Source organism: Kitasatospora sp. NPDC098652 (assembly GCF_044760155.1).
Lineage (GTDB): Bacteria > Actinomycetota > Actinomycetes > Streptomycetales > Streptomycetaceae > Kitasatospora.
Genome location: NZ_JBIWAQ010000020.1, coordinates 1 through 16203 on the forward strand (window position 1 = coordinate 1; position 16203 = coordinate 16203).

Consider the following 16203-nt stretch of genomic DNA (forward strand, 5'->3'; position numbering starts at 1 on the left):
TCGCGAGGGAGTCCAGATCAGGCGTCACAACCGATCTTTGGACTCCCTCGCTTCATGTCATGCGTGCCAGCGAGCCCTTGGCATCAATCATCTAGTCTGGACCCCGACATGGAGCAGCAGGAGTACGCGGTCGGCGCCACCCGGGTGGCCGCCGGCAGGCCGGACGGACGCAGGGGCGGGGCAGGGCGGGGAACCGCCGCCGCCGTCCTCGCCGTACGCGGACCCGAAGCCGCCGGTGCCGGGATCGCCGCCGGTACCGGGAGCGTTGTCGCCGGTACCGGAATCGCCGCCGACACCACCGACACCACCGACACCGCCGACAGCGGCGACAGCGGCGCCACCGGGCCCGCCGGAGCTCACGCCACCGGGGCCGCCGAAGCGGCCGATGCCGTGGGTGAGCACGGTGCTGACGGCCCGCAGGAGCCCGGCGGGGCGCTCTCGCCCGACCCGGGACTGCTCCGGCTCGCCCACTGGTTCGCCGCCGCCACCCCCAGCACCGCCGACGACCTGTGCACCGCCTCCTTCGGCCTCTACCCCGCCCGACACCTCGGCAGCGCCGCCGAGCCCGGCGACCCCGCCGTCAGCTGGTGGCACGGCCCGACCGCCCACACGGCCGCCGTCCCGCGCGCCCGCGAGGCCCGTGCGGGCCGCACCGACGGCGGCCTGCGCCGAGCCCGGCGCGACGCCGCCGCCCTGCCCGTCGTCCGGTCGGGTGCCAAGCTCGGCCGGCCCGGCCGGCACCGCAGGCCGGAGCGCACCCGGGCCCTGCCGGAGCTGCCCGGCGACGTCCCGGAGCCGGCGGGCGAGGAACTCCCGGACGCCGAACGCCGCATCGCCGCCCGGCTGTTGCTCGCCCACCCGCTGGTCACCGCCTCCGGCCCGCACGCCGACGGATTCCCGCTGATCCGCCGTCACCGGGACTGGCTCGTCGAACGCTTCGACACCCTGCTCGGCTACCGCCTGGTCGTCGGCCCCTGGCACGCCCGGCTCTGCAAGGCCGGTCTCGGCCCCGGCGCGGCCCGCCGCCTCGAACACCCCGTCACCGGTGCCCCGTTCACCCCGGCCGGCTACGCCCGGCTCGCTCTCGCGCTGGCCCTGCTCGTCGACGCCCCCGAACAACTCCCGTACGGGCGGCTGCTCGACGCGATGCGGGCCGCGGCCCCCGAACTCGCGGCCCAGGCGGCCGACCCGGACGCCCTCGGGATGGCGCTCGCCGCGCTGGCCGACTGGCAGGTGCTCGGCGACCTGCCGGCCGACCAGGCCGACACCGCCTTCGTGCTGACCGTCGACCGCGAACTCGCCCGCGCCGTCCCGGCCGGACCGCCCGCCCTCGCCGCCGACGCCGCCGACCTGATCCGCCGCGCCGCCGAGGCCGAACCCGCCACCGCCGTGCGGCGCCTGCTCGCGGAGACGCCCGCCGTCCTCGCCGCCGACCTCCCCGAGGACCGGCGCGCCTGGCTGCACGAGCACCGGCTGAGCGGCCCGGCCGCCCTCGCGGACTTCCTCGGGCTGGAGGTCGAACTGCGGGCCGAGGGCGTCGCCCTGCTCGACCCGGCCGCCGAACTCACCGACCTCGCCCTCCCCGGCACCGGCACCCTCGCCCAGGCCGCCCTGCTGCTGGTCGAAGGCCTGGTGGAGGAGGTCCGGCCGCTGCCCGGCGAGGCCACCGAGGGCGACGTCCCGATCGCCGACGCGCTGATAGACGGCCTCCTCGGCGACATCGCCGACGACCACGACCTCCCGGCCCGGTACCTCGCCGACCGTACCGCCCTGCGCCGCGACGCCCTCGACCTCCTCCACCGGCTCGGCCTGATCACCCCCACCCCCCGCACCACCTGGCTCCTCCGCCCCCCGGCCGCCCGCTACGCCCCGGCCCCGGACCTCCACCCCGCCCCCGGCACCGGCCGCCACTCCCGCCCCGCCACCTCGCTGGGGAGTTGAGCCCCGAGTCCCGGGCCCCGAGCCCCGAGTCCCGAAGTCCCGAGCCCGAGTCCCGACGCCGGGGCAGCGGGCGGCCGTGAGTCGAGCCTTGCCCCCGGCTGGCACGCCCGCTGCGTCGGCCCGCCCACCGGCCCACGAGGCCTGCCGGCCCACGAGGCGTGCCGGCCCATGAGGCCTGCCGGGCCGACGAACCGGCGGGGCTGCCGTCCGTTGGGCGGGGTGGTCAGGCCGGGATGAGGGCTTCCCATTCGGTACGGGTGGGGCCGTCGTGGTGGGGGGTGAAGTCGGGGTGGGCGGCCAGCCAGGCGGTGAGGTGGCGGTCGACCTCCTCGCTCCCGTAGGCCTCGTCGGGCGTGCTGACCAGGTGGCGGACGTGGGCGCGGGCGCGCATGACGACCGGGTCGTCGAAGGCGCAGGCGGCGAGGGCGGCGGCGCGGCGCTCGGGCAGGGCCGAACCGTCCAGGAGGCGCTGCTCGTTGGCGCGGTCGGCGGCCACCTGGGCGTCGAACCAGGGCCGGAGGGTCCGGGCGGCCCAGTCGTGGTAGCCGGTGGGGTCGGCGGCGACCTGGTCGGCGTGGCCGGCGAGGTACTGGCCGGCGAGCAGGCCGAGTGCGACGCCGTGGCCGAGGGTGGGGTTGGTGTGGACGAGGCTGTCCCCGGCGTTGACCAGGCCGGTGACGACGGGGCCGGCGTCGTCGGTGAGGGAGGTCCAGCGGTTGTCCAGCCCGGCCATCGCCAGGACGCCCGAGCGGGGTTCGGGGTCGAGGTCGAGCCAGGCGGCGCAGGCCGGGAAGCGGCGGAGGACGGCCTCGAACACGGCGGGGTCGAGGAGCGCGCTACGGGTCGGGTCGCCGGTGGAGAGCACCATGCTCAGCGCGAAGGTGTCGTTGTCGGAGGGGAAGACCCCGGCGGCGGCGAACCCCGCGACCGAGCCGGTCCGCACCCGCCCGGGGTCGCGCGGGCCGTCGGCCCGCAGGCGGTACCAGCGGCACAGGTAGGTGATGCCGGTGCGGTGGCTCTCGACGACGGGCGGACGGCAGCCGGCGGCCGTCAGCCAGCCGGGGACGGCGGAGCGGCGGCCGGCGGCGTCGACGACGAGGTCGGCCGGGTGGGTCTCGGCGTCGACCCGCAGGCCGGTGACCTTGGGAGGGTTGCCGTCCTGGACGGTGAGGGCGCTCACCCGGCGGCCGCGCCGAACGTCGACGGAGGGCTCCCGCCGTACGGCCGCGGTGAGGGCGGCTTCCAGCACGATGCGGCGGGTGCGCAGGGTCACCAGGTCCTCGTCGCCGTCCCGGTGCGGCGGGTGCCGGTCGAACCAGTCGAAGTCGTGGTACTCCCGGGCGCCGCGGGCCAGCAGGTCGGCGTGGACGTCGGGGGCCTCGGCGCGCAGCACCGTGCGGACCGGGGCGAGGAAGGAGTGGGGCTGGTCGGCCTGGGGGACGCGGGGCCGCTTCCACCGGTAGAAGTCCTGCTCCAGGTCGGTGTCGGCCGGTCGGGCCTCCTGCTCGAACAGGGTGACCGCATGGCCCCGTCGTCCGAGCATGAGGGCCGTTCCCAGCCCGCTGATCCCGCCACCGATGATTGCAACCCGCGCCACTGCATCCCCTTCGCGTCGTGTTGCAGAGCGATCATAGGGCTTGCCGATCTTCGGATTGACCTGGCCCCCCAGGAGCCCGTGACCACGGTCCCGGCCCCGGAAAGGCGACAGCACCGCGTCCGGAGTCGGACGGCGGCGCTGGACGGCGGTGCTGCTGGGGTGCGGTCGGGCGGGAGGTACCGGGCGCGGCCGGCTACTTGCTCGCGGTGGCGGCGGCGATCGGGCCGTGCTGGACGGTCTCCACGGTGGCACCGACCCCGAGGGTGCCGAGGGCGATGGAGGCGAGGACGGCGGTGCAGGCGAGGAGACGGCGGTGGCGCTGGGGGAGCGGGAAGCGCGGTTCCTGGTAGGGCGCCTGAGGGCTGGCGTTCATGACAGGGAGGCTCCCAGGGCGGTGTGAACGGTCGGTACGCGCGGGTGAAGTCCGGACGGGGAACGGGCGTCGCTTGGCCGCATACGCCCCACCCGGCCGTCAGGTGGGGCGTATGCGCTGGTCAGCCCTGGTGCGGCGGGAGGCGCTGAGGAGTTCCGGAGCGAGGTTCGGCAGGCGGTTCGGCAGGCGGTTCGGGGCCGGCCTCAGGGCCGTCGGCCGCGCTCGGCGAGGGCCTCGCCCACCGCGACCCGGACGGCGTCCCGCAGGCCGTGGGCGGGGTGGAAGCGGGAGGGGCCGGCCGCCGGGTCCTCGCGGAGCTCCTTCACCAGGGAGAGGCAGAGCAGCAGCATCACCACCACGAAGGGCAGCGCGACCAGGATGGTGGCGTTCTGCAGCGCGGTGAGCCCGCCGGCCAGCAGCAGGGCGGCGGCGACCCCGCCCATCAGCACGCCCCAGACCACCACCAGCGGGGTGCGCGGGTGCAGCGAGCCGCGGCTGGAGAGCGAGCCGAGCACCAGGGAGGCGGAGTCGGCGCTGGTGATGAAGAAGGTCATCACCAGCAGGACCGCGACCACGCTGGTGACCGAGCCGAGCGGCAGCGAGCGCAGCATCTCGAACAGCGAGGCCTCCGCGCCGCGAGGGATGGTCGCGACGAGGTCGGCGGTGCCGGTGCCGACCAGCCGGATCGCGGTGCCGCCCATGACGCAGAACCAGATCACCGTGGCTCCGCTGGGCACCAGCAACACGCCGAGCAGGAACTGCCGGATGGTGCGGCCGCGCGAGATCCGGGCGATGAAGGTGCCGACGAAGGGCGCCCAGGAGAGCCACCAGGCCCAGTAGAAGATCGTCCAGGAGCCGAGCCAGCTCTCGTCGGTGAAGGCGCCGGTCTGGGTGGACATCCCGAGCAGGTCGGAGAGGTACCCGCCGACGGTGGACGGGATCGAGTCGAGGACGAACACCGAGGGCCCGAACACGAAGACGAAGAGCATGATCAGCGAGGCCAGTACGACGTTCGCGGTGGAGAGCCACTTGACGCCCTTGTGGACGCCGGAGAACGCGGAGAGCACGAAGGCGGCGGTCAGCGAGCCGATGATGACGAGCTGGGCGTTCTGGGTGTTGCGGACGGAGGTGATGTAGCCGAGGCCGTCGGCGACCTGGAGCGCGCCGAGGCCGAGGCTGGTCGCGGAGCCGAAGACGGTGGCGAAGACGGCGAGCAGGTCGATCGCCCTGCCCTGCCAGCCGTCCGCGCCGCGCTGCCCGATCAGCGGGACGAAGGCGGCGGAGATCCGGTTGCCCCGGCCCTTGCGGAAGGTGGTGTAGGCGAGCGCGAGGCCGCCGACCGCGTAGATCGCCCAGGGGTGGAGGGTCCAGTGGAAGAGCGAGAACTCCAGCGCCTGCTGGGCGGCGGCCGCGCTCTGCGGTTCGAGGCCGGAGCCGGGCTGCGGGGCCGCGAACAGTTGCAGGGGCTCGCCGACGCCGTAGAACATCAGGCCGATGCCCATGCCGGCGCTGAACATCATGGCGACCCAGGCGAGGGTGGAGAACTCGGGTTCGTCGTCGTCGCGGCCGAGCCGGATCCGGCCGAAGCGGCTGAAGGCGAGCAGCACGGTGAGGACCAGGAAGACGTCGGCGGCCACCACGAACAGCCAGCCGAAGTTGTGCAGCACCCAGCGGAGCGCGGTGCTGGAGGTGCGGCCGAGCGAGTCCTCGGCGAACACTCCCCAGGCGACCACCGCGAGCACCAGGACGGCGCTGATGCCGAAGACCGCCCGGTCGGTGGGGAGGGTGGCGGCGGGTTCGCCGGGGCCGTCGGGCTCCTGCACGCGCGGGGAGGGCTGCGGCGGCTGGCTGCTCATGCGGGCGGACCTCTCGACATACTCGGAATACTCGGAACACGGGGATTCACGATGTATGTCGCACTATGTCCAGTTGGCGGCGCGAGTGGCGGGAGGGCGCGCCGGGCAGGCGGCGGGCGGGGACCTTCGTCCCGTCAGGCCGCCTGCTCCTCGCTCGGCGCGTGCGCCGTCGCGAGGTAGTGGGAGAGCACCCGGCGACTGCGGGTGAGGTCGTCGATCCGGGCGTCCAGGTCGGCGAGTTCGCCGCGCAGGGTGGCGAGCAGGTTCGGACAGGCCGTCAGCGCGGGGGCCGGGCCGGTGGCGCAGGGGAGGATCTCGGCGATGATCCGGGTGGGCAGGCCGGCCGCGAGCAGGCTGCGGATCTGCCAGACCCGGACGGTGTCCTCCTGCGCGTACTCGCGGTACCCGGCCGCGGTACGGGCGGGCCGGAGCAGCCCCTGCTCCTCGTAGTAGCGGAGCAGGCGGGCGGACACCCCGGTGAGGCGGGCGAGTTCTCCGATGCGCATGACCGTCCGAACGTGGACCGGTACCGGGGTGTTCCCGGCCCGGCCCACCTCGGCGGGCGCGGTTTCAGCCCTTGACGAACTCCAGGACGGCCTCCCGCAGTTGGGGCAGCGCCTCGACCATCGGCAGGTGCCCGGAAGGGAGTTCGAGGTAGCGGGCACCGGGGATGCCCTCGGCCGGCGGGCCGCCCTGGGGTGGCTCCGGGGGGGGGAGTCCAGCCCACCGCCCTGGTCACGGAAAGCGCCAGAGCGCCTACGCTGGGAGAGATGGAGCGCCATCCGGACAGTGCCGTCCGGATGCCGTCGTGCTCCGCCGCCGAGGAGGTGCCAGGCCCGTGCCCGGAAGCGTCGACCCGCCGGGGAGCACCGAGGGGAGCACCGAGGGGAGCACCGAGGGGAGCACCGAGGGGAGCACCGAGGGGAGCATCGAGCTGCCCGGAATCGTCAAGCCGCTGCCCGCCCGGTGGTTCGTCCGGCGCGACACCAACGCCGAGATGCGGTGGGACGCGCTGCGCGACGCCGACGGCGGGGCCGTCGTCGGCCGTCACGTCCCGGTGGAGCGGTTCTTCGTCCGCAACCACACCAGCACCCCGCTGATCGATCCGGCCGCCTGGCGGCTGCGGCTGTTCGGCAGCGGCCTGCACGGCGCGCCGGGGCCGGAGCGGGCGGTCGAGTTCGCCCTGGCCGACCTGCGGGCGATGCCCGCCACCCGGACCGACGCGCTGATCGAGTGCGCCGGCAACGGCCGTAGCTACTTCCACCGCCAGCAGGGCCAGCGCGTCCCCGGCACCCCGTGGACGCTGGGCAGCATCGGCTCGGCGGCCTGGCGGGGCGTCCGGCTCGCCGAGGTGCTGAGGGCCGCCGGGCTGACCGACTGCGCGGTGGACGTGCTGCCCGTCGGCCTGGACCCGGACTACGTCGTCGACGGCACCAACCACGGCCCGGTGCGCCGGCCGCTGCCGATCGCCAAGGCGCTGGACGACGCGCTGCTCGCCTACGAGATGAACGGGGCGCCGCTGACCCCCGACCACGGCGCGCCGGTGCGACTGGTGGTGCCCGGCTGGGTCGGCATCGCCTCGATCAAGTGGGTCGGCAGCATCGAGGTGGCCGACCACCCGCTCCGGTCGCCCTGGAACACCGTCTTCTACCGGATGTTCGGCCCGGGCCACCCGCCCGGCGGCGTCGCGCTCACCACCCAGGTGGTCAAGTCCGCCTTCGAACTGGCCGAGGGCGCGCGGTTGGCGGCCGGGCGCGAGCACCGCCTGTACGGGCGGTCCTGGTCCGGTACGGCCCCGGTGCTGCTGGTCGAGGTGAGCACCGACGACGGCCGCAGCTGGCGGCCCGCCGAGCTGGACGGCGAGCCGCCCGCCGGGGACTGGGCGCGCTGGAGCATCGGCTGGCGCCCTGAGCGGCCCGGCCGGTACGAGCTGCGCGCCCGCGCGACGGACCGCGGCGGCGCCACCCAGCCCGAGCGGGCGGCCCTCAACCGCGAGGGCTACCTGTTCGGGGCGGTGGTGGCGCACCCGGTGACGGTGGTCTGAGCGGCCGCCGGGGCGCGGCCGTCGGGGCGAGCGGCCCGAGGTGCCTCGACTCGGGGTGCCCCGACGTGGGCGCCCGGACACGGGGCGTCCCGGATCAGCCGGTGGACTGGACCTCGTACGGGGCCGGGTAGTGGGTCTCGTACGGGGTCAGCACCAGCCGCACCACGTCCTCCAGCCGCCGTCTGGCGTCCCCGAGGGTGGTACGGCCGGTCACCCAGGCCGTCAGTTCCCCCTGCCAGGCGTGCGCCACGATGTGGCGCACCAGTTCACTGGCCGCCGCCGGCACCTCAGACGTCACCGCCTGGAGCGCGGTGCTGTCGGCCCGGGCCATCCCTTGCAGGGTCTCGCTGGCGAAGGGGTCGGTGGAGGCGGCGACGGCGACCCGCAGCCGGGCCAGCTCGGGCTGGCGCTGGTAGGCCCGCATCCCGCCCCGGACGAACCGGACCGCCCGGTCGGTGGCCCCCAGCCCGGCGCGCGGTCCGCGCAGCTCGGCCACCAGGTCCGCCAGCAGCAGCCGGTGCCACTCGGCGATCGCCGCTGCCAGCAGGTGGTCCTTGGAGGAGAAGTAGCGGTACGCCGTCCCCAGGGCGACTCCGGACCGCTCGCAGACCTGCTTCATCTGCAGCCGCTCGACGCCGATCTCGTTCACCAGGGCGAGCGCGGCCGCGATCAGGCTTTGGCGGCGTTCGAGCTGACGCGGAGACATCGCCTCCACCGGCCGTGGTGACAGGTCAACCTTGGTCACCCGCACCATGATACGGGGCGGGGCCGCTCAGGAGTATGACGCCGACCGGCCCCCTTCCGTTCGCCCGCCGTCCACCGCGCTCCGCCCGCCGTCCACGACGGTCCGCCCGGGCGGTGCGTGGGGGCGCCCGGCGGTCTCCGGGTGGCCTACGGGGCGGCTCCCGTGCGGCTCCCGCGCGGGTCCCGGCGGCCTCCGGTGCCCGCCCGCTTCACGGCATCCGGCGGATCAGCGCCTCCTGGGTGGCGGAGGCCACCAGTCGGCCGTCCCGGTCGTAGAACTCGCCGAGCGACAGGCCGCGGCCGTCCGAGGCGGAGGGGCTGCGCTGGGCGAAGAGCAGCCACTCGTCGGCCCGGAAGGGGCGGTGGAACCACATCGCGTGGTCCAGCGAGGTCATCAGCAGCCGGGGCGGCTCGGTGCGCTGGAAGTAGTTCGCCTGCTCGTGCAGCCCGGCGGTGGAGGCCAGGGTGAGGTCGGACAGGTAGGTGAGCGCGCAGGTGTGCAGCAGCGGGGCGGTGTCCGGCAGCCGGGTGGCGATCCGCAGCCAGACGAACTGCTGAGGCATGCCGGGGACGGCCGGCGGCAGGCCCGGGGCGTCCGGCGGCACGAAGCGCAGCTCGAGGTCACGGAAGCCGTCGGAGGCCTTGATCGCGGTGCGCAGCTCCTCGTCCCAGTGCGAGAAGGCGTCCGGCAGGGTCTCCGGGGCGGGCAGTGGGGGCACCTCGCGCTGGCGGTCGCCGGCCGCCGCCTCGGGGAGCTTGAAGGAGGCGGTGAGGTTGAAGATCTCCTTGCGGTCCTGCACCGCCCGGACCCGGCGGGTGGTGTAGGTGAAGCCTTCGCGCAGCCGGTCGACCTGGTACTCGATCGGCCGGGTCGGGTCGCCCGGCAGCAGGAAGTAGCCGTGCAGGGAGTGGACCGCGCGCTCCGGGGCGCAGGTGCGTCCGGCGGCGGCGAGGGCCTGCGCGGCGACGTGGCCGCCGAAGGCGCGCATCGGGGCGCCGGCGTGGCAGTGGCCCCGGAACGTGTTCTCGTTCAGCTGCTCGATTTCCAGCAGGGCGGCGAACGGGGTGGCCGGGGCGGGCGCCCACTCGGTCGGTCTCTGCTGTTCTGTCAGGTCGGTCACCGGCCCATAGTGGCAGAAGCCAACCGTGCGGTGGTGTGACCTGGGTAACGCGGACCTCGGGTAGAACGTGTTTCATTGTGATGCCGGTCGGGTGGTGCGGTGGTGGGGAGGGGCGGGTCGGGCCGGGGGCGGGCGGGGCGACGGGCCCTATGGTGGGCGGGATTTTTCCGTTTCGTCCGCTACGTACCGGAGAGCCCGTGCTGCACCTTCGCCTGATCGTCCCGCCCGACCTGCGCGACCCGGTGCTCGGCTGCCTGGACGACTCGGTCGGGGTCACCCACGTGGTGGTCCTGCCGGGCGCGGCCGTCCGGCCCGCCGGGGACGTGGTGCTCTGTGACGTGGCCCGGGAGGCACTGGACGAGGTGCTGGGCGCACTGCGCGGGACGGGCCTGGTCGAGCGCGGGGCGATCGACGTCTCGGCGCTCGACCTGGCCCTCTCGGCGGCGGCCGACGAGGCCGAGCGGCAGGCCCCGGGGGAGGGGGCCGACGCGCTGGTGTGGGAGTCGGTCTCCGAGATCACCCACGAGGAGTCCGCCCTCACCTGGGTGTTCCTGGCCTTCCTCACCGTGGCCACCATGCTGGCGGCCTGCGGCTCGGTGCTGGACAGCGCCATCCTGGTCGTCGGCGCGATGGCGGTCGGACCGGAGTTCGGGCCGCTGGCCGGGCTCTGCGTAGCGATCGTCCAGCGCCGGACGCGCCCGGCACTGCGCTCGCTGAACGCCCTGGTCACGGGCTTCCTGGTGGCGATGGCGCTGACCGTCTGCTTCGGGCTGCTGATGGACGCTCTGGGGCTCTTCTCGGAGGAGAAGTTCGATGCCGTGCGTCCGAACACCTCGTTCATCTGGCAGCCCGACGCGACCTCCTTCGTGGTCGCCTTCCTGGCAGGCGTCGCCGGGCTGCTCTCGCTGACCTCGGCGAAGGCCGGCACCCTGGTGGGCGTCGCGATCTCGGTCACCACCGTGCCCGCGGCGGCCAACGCGGCGGTCGCGCTCGGCTACGGCAAGGTCGATCAATTCCGGGGTTCCAGTGTGCAGTTGCTGCTGAACCTGCTGGGGATCGTGCTGGCCGGGGTGCTCACCCTGGTGGTGCAGGAGGCGGGCTGGGCGGTGATCCGACGCCGCCGGAGGGCCGTCGGCGAACGGGCTTCGGCGAACGGCTGACGGCGAACAGGTGACAGATTTCAGCTTTCAGATTTCAGCGAACAGATTTCAGATAACAGAGTTTGAAATCTGTTCGCTGAAACCCGTCACCTGTTCCCGTGCCTCCGTCCGCTCCGCGACCAGCGGCTCGATGCCGCGCGGGGTGGCCGCGACGGCGCGCCACCACAGCCGCAGCGCCGGGGGGTCGGCGGGCTCGAAGGGCTTGCCGGGGCGGGGGACCGCCAGGTGGGCGCCGAGTGCCTGGGCGGCGGTGACCACGCGCTCGGCGGGCTCCTCCCAGGGGTGGATCGCCAGGTTGAAGGTGCACCAGTGGATCGGCAGCATCAGCTCGCCGCCGAGGTCCAGGTGCGCCCGGACGCCCTCCTCCGGGGTCATGTGCACCTCGGGCCAGAACTCGCTGTACGCCCCGACCTGCATCATCGTCGCGTCGAAGGGGCCGAGCCGGCGGCCGATCTCCGCGAAGCCGGGGAAGTAGCCGGTGTCCCCGCTGTGGAAGATCCGGTGCCCGCCGCCCGCGACCACCCAGGACGCCCAGAGGAACAGCGAGCTGGTGCGCGGACCCCGGCTGCAGTAGTGCCGGGCGGGCGTGGCGGTCAGGGTCAGCCCGGCGACCTCGGCCGACTCCCACCAGTCCAGCTCGACGATCCGTCCGGCCGGCACGCCCCAGTGCTCCAGGTGCGCCCCGACCCCGAGCGGCACGGCGAACACCGCGCCGCTGCCGATCAGGGCCTTCACGGTGCGCATGTCGAGGTGGTCGTAGTGGTCGTGCGAGATCACCACCACGTCCACCGGGCCGAGTTCGGACAGCGGCAGCGGCACCGGGTGCAGCCGCTTGGGGCCGGTCCAGCCGAACGGGGAGCAGCGCTCGCCCCAGACCGGGTCGATCAGGACGCGGCGCCCGCCGATCTCGGCGAGCACGGTGGCGTGCCCCAGCCAGGTGAGCCGCAGCCCGGAGGCGGGCGGGTCGGCGAGGTCGACCGGGAGCAGCCGGTGCACCGGTACGGCGGCGGACGGTGCCCGGCGGGTCTTGTCCCCGCTCAGCTGGGCGAGGGTGATCTCCAGCGGGCTGCGTTCGTAGACCAGGCGGCGGGTGGGCACCGGGTTGCGGAAGGCGCCGTCGGAGAACTGCGGCGAGCGGCGGATCCGGGCCAGCCGTTCGCCCCGGGGGTCGGCCCCGAAGGTGTCGGTGCGGACCCGGTGCCAGGCGGCGCGGGGTAGTCCGGCCAGGCCGGGGAGTGCGCGGTCCGGGGCGCCGCGGCCGAGCGCGGCGCGGTCGGCGTCCGGTGCGCTGGGCGGCGGCGCGAACTGTGACGTCAGACCGGCGAGACGGGAGAACCACGGGGCGGGGCGGGGCACGGCTCCTCCTGGGACGGTCACGGCTACCGGGCAGGCCGGGCGCGTACCCCGGGGGCAGTGGGGCCACTGGGGTACGACAACCATCTCGTCGGACGTTACTCGCCGTGGGCCGTTCGGACCCGGTGAGGAGCCCGGCACGGTCCAATCGGCGTACCCGGCGCCCGCCGTCGGCCCGCGCCCCGAGCCCGCGCCCCGGCGCTCGCCGCCGGGCCCGCGCCCTGAGCCCGCGCCCCGGCCCCGCCGCTACGCGTAGAAGCGGGTGATCGCCTCCGCGACGCAGTGCGGCTTGCTGCTCTGCTCGCTGGTGATGGTGAAGCGCACCACCGCCTGGACCCCGCCCGGCACCTCGGTGGCCGAGAGCAGCTCGGCGGTGGCCCGGATCGCGGTGCCGACCGGCACCGGGGCCGGGAAGCGCACCTTGTCCGAGCCGTAGTTCAGCGCCATCCGCACGCCCTCGACGCTGTAGCACTCCTTGGCCAGCACCGGGATCATCGACTGGGTCAGGTAGCCGTGCGCGATGGTCGAGCCGAACTGGCTCTCCTTCGCCCGCTCCGGGTCGACGTGGATCCACTGGTGGTCGCCGGTCGCCTCGGCGAACAGGTCGATCCTCCGCTGGTCGATGGTGTGCCACTCGCTGGTGCCCAGCTCGGTGCCGACGGCGGCGGTCAGCTCGGCGAGGGAGGCGAAGGTCGTCACGGTGCGCTCCTGGAGGGGACGGTCCCGGGGAGGGGTCACGGGGGCAGGACGCCGGAAGCGTATGCCTACCGGCCGGTACCTGTCAGGAGCGGGGCGCGAAAGCCGAGCTCAGGGCCGCGGCAGCGGTCGGCCGAGGGAGCCCTGCCCGGTCGGGAACAGCCGCCGGCCGCTCACCAGTTCCGGCACCAGGGCGATGAACAGCGGCTCAGGGTCCCCCACCCACGGCCGCAGCCCCGAGCGCAGCACCCGGCGCACCTGCTCGGGCTCGCTGACCACGTCGGCCCGGCCGTGCACCAGCACGCTCCACCCGGTGCGGGTCACCGGGTCCAGCAGGTCCGCCTGGAAGGCCACCACCGTGCCGTCGAGCCCGCGCGCGGTGGCACTTCCCCGGCGCACGGCGAGCACCAGCCGCCCGTCCAGGACCTCGAAGGAGACCGGCAGGACGGCCGGCAGTGCGTGCTCGGTGTACACCACGCGCCCGACGGGCACGGTGCTGAGCAGCCGCAGGCACTCGGCCTCGCTCAGGGTCTCCACTCGGTCCTCGCGCTCCATGCGTCCGATCGTCCTCGGTCGGTGCGGGCGTCGATAGGGCCCATGGTCCCTGAGCGGACGGGCCGGGAGCCCCGTCGGCGCCCGCCCGGAGCGGTAGCCTGCCCGGCGTCGGGATCGGTGGAGGGGCGGGCGCAGGAGGGGGCGGACGGATGGCCGGCGGGGTCGATCTGGTGGTGATCGGGGCGGACGGCGGGCCCGAGCGGGCCTACGGCGGGTCGGCGCACGCCCCGGCGGGCGCCCGGCTGTTGGCCGAGGTGCTGCCCGGGATGTGCTTCGACACCGGCGCCGCGGGCTGCCGGGTCACGGCCGTGGCGCCGGACGCGGACGCCAACGCGATGCTCACGGCCGTCCGGGACGCGGCCCGGCGCCCCGGCCGCTGGCTGGTGGTCTGCCTGGTCGGCCAGTTGGTGGCCGACCCGCGCGGGCGCCGGCTCGCCCTGGTCACCGGCGGCAGCACCCCCGGCAACGCCTACCGGCGCGGCCTGGCCTGGGACTGGGTGGTCAGCGCGATGGTGCACGGGGACCAGGAGGAGGCGCTGCTGCTGGTCGACGCGGTGGCCGACCGGGACACCTGGACGGCGCTGGAACGGGCCGGCGAGGACGGCGCGGGCGAACTGCTCAGCTACTCCCGGGTCCCGCTCTGGGGCCGGATCGGCCGCTACGCCCCGGGCAGACGCGGCCGGGACGCCGTGCTGCCGGGTGGGGAGGGCTCGTTCAGCCGGGCGCTCACCACCGTGCTGCGGCAGGGCGTCCCGGGTGCCCCGGCGGCGGTCGCCCCGCTGGACCTCCAGCCCGCCGTGGCCGGGCTGCTGGACGGGGGCGGTCCGTCCGGCGGTTCGTCCGGCACTTCGGGTGCGCCGGGCGCGCGCCTGCTCGTTCCGCCGCACGGCGGGCGCCTGTTGATGCGCAATCGGGCCGCCGTTCGGGGCGCATTGGCCGGATTGTCGCTTTCCGAAGAACTGTTGGCTGTTCTGTGGCGGGAAAGTGCCCCGACGGAACCGCCTTCCGCGTAAGGTCAGGGGGCCTGAGGTGTTGCCGTGATGGGGTGGGTTGGCGAAGAATCGATCCCCAGCGGAAACATCGGCGGGTCTTCGGAATTCTCCTGGCGACCGTTGATCACGGATCGGCTCGGTCGCGACGAGGTGGGGCGATGCGGCAGCGCGGAAATGTGTTGCGCCCTGGGGCGATTGGGACTGGCGGGGCGGTTCTGGTGTTGCTGCTCGGCGCTTGTGCGAGTGGTGGTGGCGGTGGTTCCGTCGATCGTCTCGGGTCGCCCGTGCCCACGGTTGCCGGAGTGAACCCGTTAACTCCTTCGGGTGGTACGGCAAACGGCTCGATCGCGCCGACCGACGGCCCGGAGGGGGCCCGGGGGCGGCTGGCCCTGAGGACGTATCAGGACTGGTGGCAGGCGCAGGCCACGGCCTTCGGGCGTACGGATTCGGACGGTTCCGCGCTGGAGGCGTACTCGTCCGGGCGGGCGCTGTCCGACGCCCTGGTCGGACTCCGTCAACTCCACGACGCCAAACTGGTGATGACCGGAATGCCGCGGAATTCGGCGGTGGTGAAGGCCGTCGACCTGAATGCCGATCCGCAGACCGCCGTGATCGAGGACTGCCTCGACCTCTCGGAGTGGCACCGCGTCGATGCCGTCACCCGAACCGCGAAGGATCCGGCCGACCGGCTCAACCGCTATGTCGCGACCGCTTCCCTGCGATGGTTCCAAGCGCACTGGCTGATCTACGACTTCAAGCGAGAGGTGGACCGGACATGCTGAACTCGCGGAAACCGGGCCGACGGTTCGCGGTCGTCGCATCGTTGTCCGCCGGGCTGTTGTTGTCCTCGGCGGTAAGGGCGACTGCGGACGAACCACCGGGCGCCGGGGCGGAGACCTGTTCCCCGAGCGTGATCTGCTCGCACGCCGGGACCGGCGGGAGCACCGGCTCGACGACGGGCCCCGCGCCGGGCGGGGGCGACACCGGGAGCGGCGGGCCGCAACTGTGCAGCTACCACGGCACCCAGTGGGCCTGCTACGACCCGGAGCGCGGCTACTTCAACAGCGACGTCGGGTGCTACTTCCGGCCGCTGGACCAGCAGCCGCCGGAGGGCGACAAGGCGTGGGAGGGGCACAAGCCGTCCGAGGGCGCCGTCTACTCCAAGGTGTGCCCGCAGACGGACGGCGGGCAGGACGGCCTGCAGACCCAGTTCGTGAGCAACGCGGCGGGCGCGACCCCGGTGATCGACCTGACCGTCCAGGCGAAGCTGCTCGCCGACCGGATGGTCTTCCCGACCCCGAAGGCGAGCTTGGCGCCCAAGGACACCGCGGTGGTCAAGCTGCCGGTCTGGCTCTGGGCCGAGGGCATGGTGGCGCCCAGGCCGAGTTCGCTCACCGTGCCCGGTGCCTCGGTCACCGTCACCGCGCAACTGGACGGCATGACCTGGGACTTCGGCCAGGGGATGACGGTGGACTGTGCCACGGCCGGGACGCCGTACGACCCGAAGTACGGGGACGCGAAGTCCCCCGACTGCGGCTACGAGTTCGCGGTCGGCTCGGGCACCCGCAAGGGCGGGGTGTTCACCGGCACGGTCACCGCGCACTGGCGGGCCCATGTGGTGATCACCGGGCCGAACGCGAAGACCTTCGACATCGACATGCCGCGCGGAGCGGACCTCGCGCTCAAGGTCGCCGAGGTGCAGGTCCTCAACTGACCGTGCCGCAAGGGCCGTTCGGCCACTGACGATCCGGAAAGCGAACGAGGGAAGGGC

At 74.4% G+C, this 16203-nt stretch carries 15 protein-coding genes; 6 read left to right on the plus strand and 9 right to left on the minus strand.

The window, feature by feature from the left end; all coding sequences use genetic code 11:
• Positions 1-108 precede the first annotated feature (108 nt).
• Positions 109-1941 (plus strand): DUF2398 family protein, encoded by a 1833-nt coding sequence (locus tag ACIQWA_RS31950; RefSeq protein ID WP_402488278.1) that lies wholly within the window; start codon positions 109-111, stop codon positions 1939-1941.
• 223 nt (positions 1942-2164) lie between these two features.
• Here ACIQWA_RS31950 and ACIQWA_RS31955 read toward each other — a convergent pair whose 3' ends face one another.
• From ACIQWA_RS31955 to ACIQWA_RS31970, 4 genes are all read right to left on the minus strand, one after another.
• Positions 2165-3538 (minus strand): NAD(P)/FAD-dependent oxidoreductase, encoded by a 1374-nt coding sequence (locus ACIQWA_RS31955; protein WP_402488281.1) that lies wholly within the window; start codon positions 3536-3538, stop codon positions 2165-2167.
• 193 nt (positions 3539-3731) lie between these two features.
• A complete protein-coding gene (locus tag ACIQWA_RS31960) occupies positions 3732-3911 on the minus strand; it encodes a hypothetical protein (RefSeq protein WP_402488284.1) in 180 nt (59 codons plus the stop codon).
• 203 nt (positions 3912-4114) lie between these two features.
• Positions 4115-5767 carry a BCCT family transporter gene (locus ACIQWA_RS31965; protein WP_402488287.1) on the minus strand — a complete coding sequence of 551 codons (1653 nt, stop codon included), beginning with the start codon at positions 5765-5767 and terminating at the stop codon, positions 4115-4117.
• 134 nt (positions 5768-5901) lie between these two features.
• Positions 5902-6273: a MerR family transcriptional regulator gene (locus tag ACIQWA_RS31970; protein WP_402488290.1), complete on the minus strand. Its 372-nt coding sequence runs from the start codon at positions 6271-6273 to the stop codon at positions 5902-5904.
• 332 nt (positions 6274-6605) lie between these two features.
• Here ACIQWA_RS31970 and ACIQWA_RS31975 point away from each other — a divergent pair, with 332 nt between their 5' ends.
• The gene (locus tag ACIQWA_RS31975) at positions 6606-7811 is read left to right on the plus strand and encodes a sulfite oxidase (RefSeq protein ID WP_402488293.1); all 1206 of its coding nucleotides are present in this window, start codon (positions 6606-6608) and stop codon (positions 7809-7811) included.
• Between the two features lie 94 nt (positions 7812-7905).
• Here ACIQWA_RS31975 and ACIQWA_RS31980 read toward each other — a convergent pair whose 3' ends face one another.
• Together ACIQWA_RS31980 and ACIQWA_RS31985 are read right to left on the minus strand one after the other, a co-directional pair.
• Positions 7906-8556 carry a TetR/AcrR family transcriptional regulator gene (locus ACIQWA_RS31980; protein ID WP_402488296.1) on the minus strand — a complete coding sequence of 217 codons (651 nt, stop codon included), beginning with the start codon at positions 8554-8556 and terminating at the stop codon, positions 7906-7908.
• Positions 8557-8764: 208 nt separating this feature from the next.
• Entirely contained in the window at positions 8765-9676 is a 912-nt protein-coding gene (locus tag ACIQWA_RS31985; protein WP_402488299.1) for an acyl-CoA thioesterase, read from the minus strand.
• Between the two features lie 197 nt (positions 9677-9873).
• On the opposite strand from ACIQWA_RS31985, the gene ACIQWA_RS31990 reads away from it, so the two are divergent.
• Positions 9874-10836, plus strand: a complete 963-nt coding sequence (locus ACIQWA_RS31990) for a DUF389 domain-containing protein (RefSeq protein WP_402488301.1) — start codon at positions 9874-9876, stop codon at positions 10834-10836.
• Positions 10837-10884: 48 nt separating this feature from the next.
• Here the strand turns inward: ACIQWA_RS31990 and ACIQWA_RS31995 are convergent, their stop codons facing one another.
• From ACIQWA_RS31995 to ACIQWA_RS32005, 3 genes are all read right to left on the minus strand, one after another.
• Positions 10885-12063, minus strand: coding sequence for an MBL fold metallo-hydrolase (locus tag ACIQWA_RS31995; RefSeq protein WP_402488575.1), 1179 nt, complete (start codon positions 12061-12063; stop codon positions 10885-10887).
• A 372-nt stretch (positions 12064-12435) separates the two neighbouring features.
• Positions 12436-12888: a MaoC family dehydratase gene (locus ACIQWA_RS32000; protein WP_360229594.1), complete on the minus strand. Its 453-nt coding sequence runs from the start codon at positions 12886-12888 to the stop codon at positions 12436-12438.
• A 108-nt stretch (positions 12889-12996) separates the two neighbouring features.
• Positions 12997-13440 carry a pyridoxamine 5'-phosphate oxidase family protein gene (locus tag ACIQWA_RS32005; protein WP_402488304.1) on the minus strand — a complete coding sequence of 148 codons (444 nt, stop codon included), beginning with the start codon at positions 13438-13440 and terminating at the stop codon, positions 12997-12999.
• Positions 13441-13589: 149 nt separating this feature from the next.
• Here ACIQWA_RS32005 and ACIQWA_RS32010 point away from each other — a divergent pair, with 149 nt between their 5' ends.
• From ACIQWA_RS32010 to ACIQWA_RS32020, 3 genes are all read left to right on the plus strand, one after another.
• Positions 13590-14453 (plus strand): hypothetical protein, encoded by an 864-nt coding sequence (locus tag ACIQWA_RS32010; RefSeq protein WP_402488307.1) that lies wholly within the window; start codon positions 13590-13592, stop codon positions 14451-14453.
• 197 nt (positions 14454-14650) lie between these two features.
• Positions 14651-15214 (plus strand): hypothetical protein, encoded by a 564-nt coding sequence (locus ACIQWA_RS32015; RefSeq protein ID WP_402488310.1) that lies wholly within the window; start codon positions 14651-14653, stop codon positions 15212-15214.
• Positions 15208-16146 carry a hypothetical protein gene (locus ACIQWA_RS32020; RefSeq protein WP_402488312.1) on the plus strand — a complete coding sequence of 313 codons (939 nt, stop codon included), beginning with the start codon at positions 15208-15210 and terminating at the stop codon, positions 16144-16146. Before ACIQWA_RS32015 ends, ACIQWA_RS32020 begins: the two co-directional genes overlap by 7 nt.
• Positions 16147-16203: the final 57 nt, after the last annotated feature.

Coding starts and splice junctions, on each gene's coding strand:
- ACIQWA_RS31950 (WP_402488278.1), top strand. CDS start 109: ATGGAGCAGCAGGAGTACGCGGTCGGCGCCACCCGGGTGGCCGCCGGC.
- ACIQWA_RS31960 (WP_402488284.1), bottom strand. CDS start 3,911: ATGAACGCCAGCCCTCAGGCGCCCTACCAGGAACCGCGCTTCCCGCTC.
- ACIQWA_RS31965 (WP_402488287.1), bottom strand. CDS start 5,767: ATGAGCAGCCAGCCGCCGCAGCCCTCCCCGCGCGTGCAGGAGCCCGAC.
- ACIQWA_RS31970 (WP_402488290.1), bottom strand. CDS start 6,273: ATGCGCATCGGAGAACTCGCCCGCCTCACCGGGGTGTCCGCCCGCCTG.
- ACIQWA_RS32005 (WP_402488304.1), bottom strand. CDS start 13,440: ATGGAGCGCGAGGACCGAGTGGAGACCCTGAGCGAGGCCGAGTGCCTG.
- ACIQWA_RS32010 (WP_402488307.1), top strand. CDS start 13,590: ATGGCCGGCGGGGTCGATCTGGTGGTGATCGGGGCGGACGGCGGGCCC.
- ACIQWA_RS32020 (WP_402488312.1), top strand. CDS start 15,208: ATGCTGAACTCGCGGAAACCGGGCCGACGGTTCGCGGTCGTCGCATCG.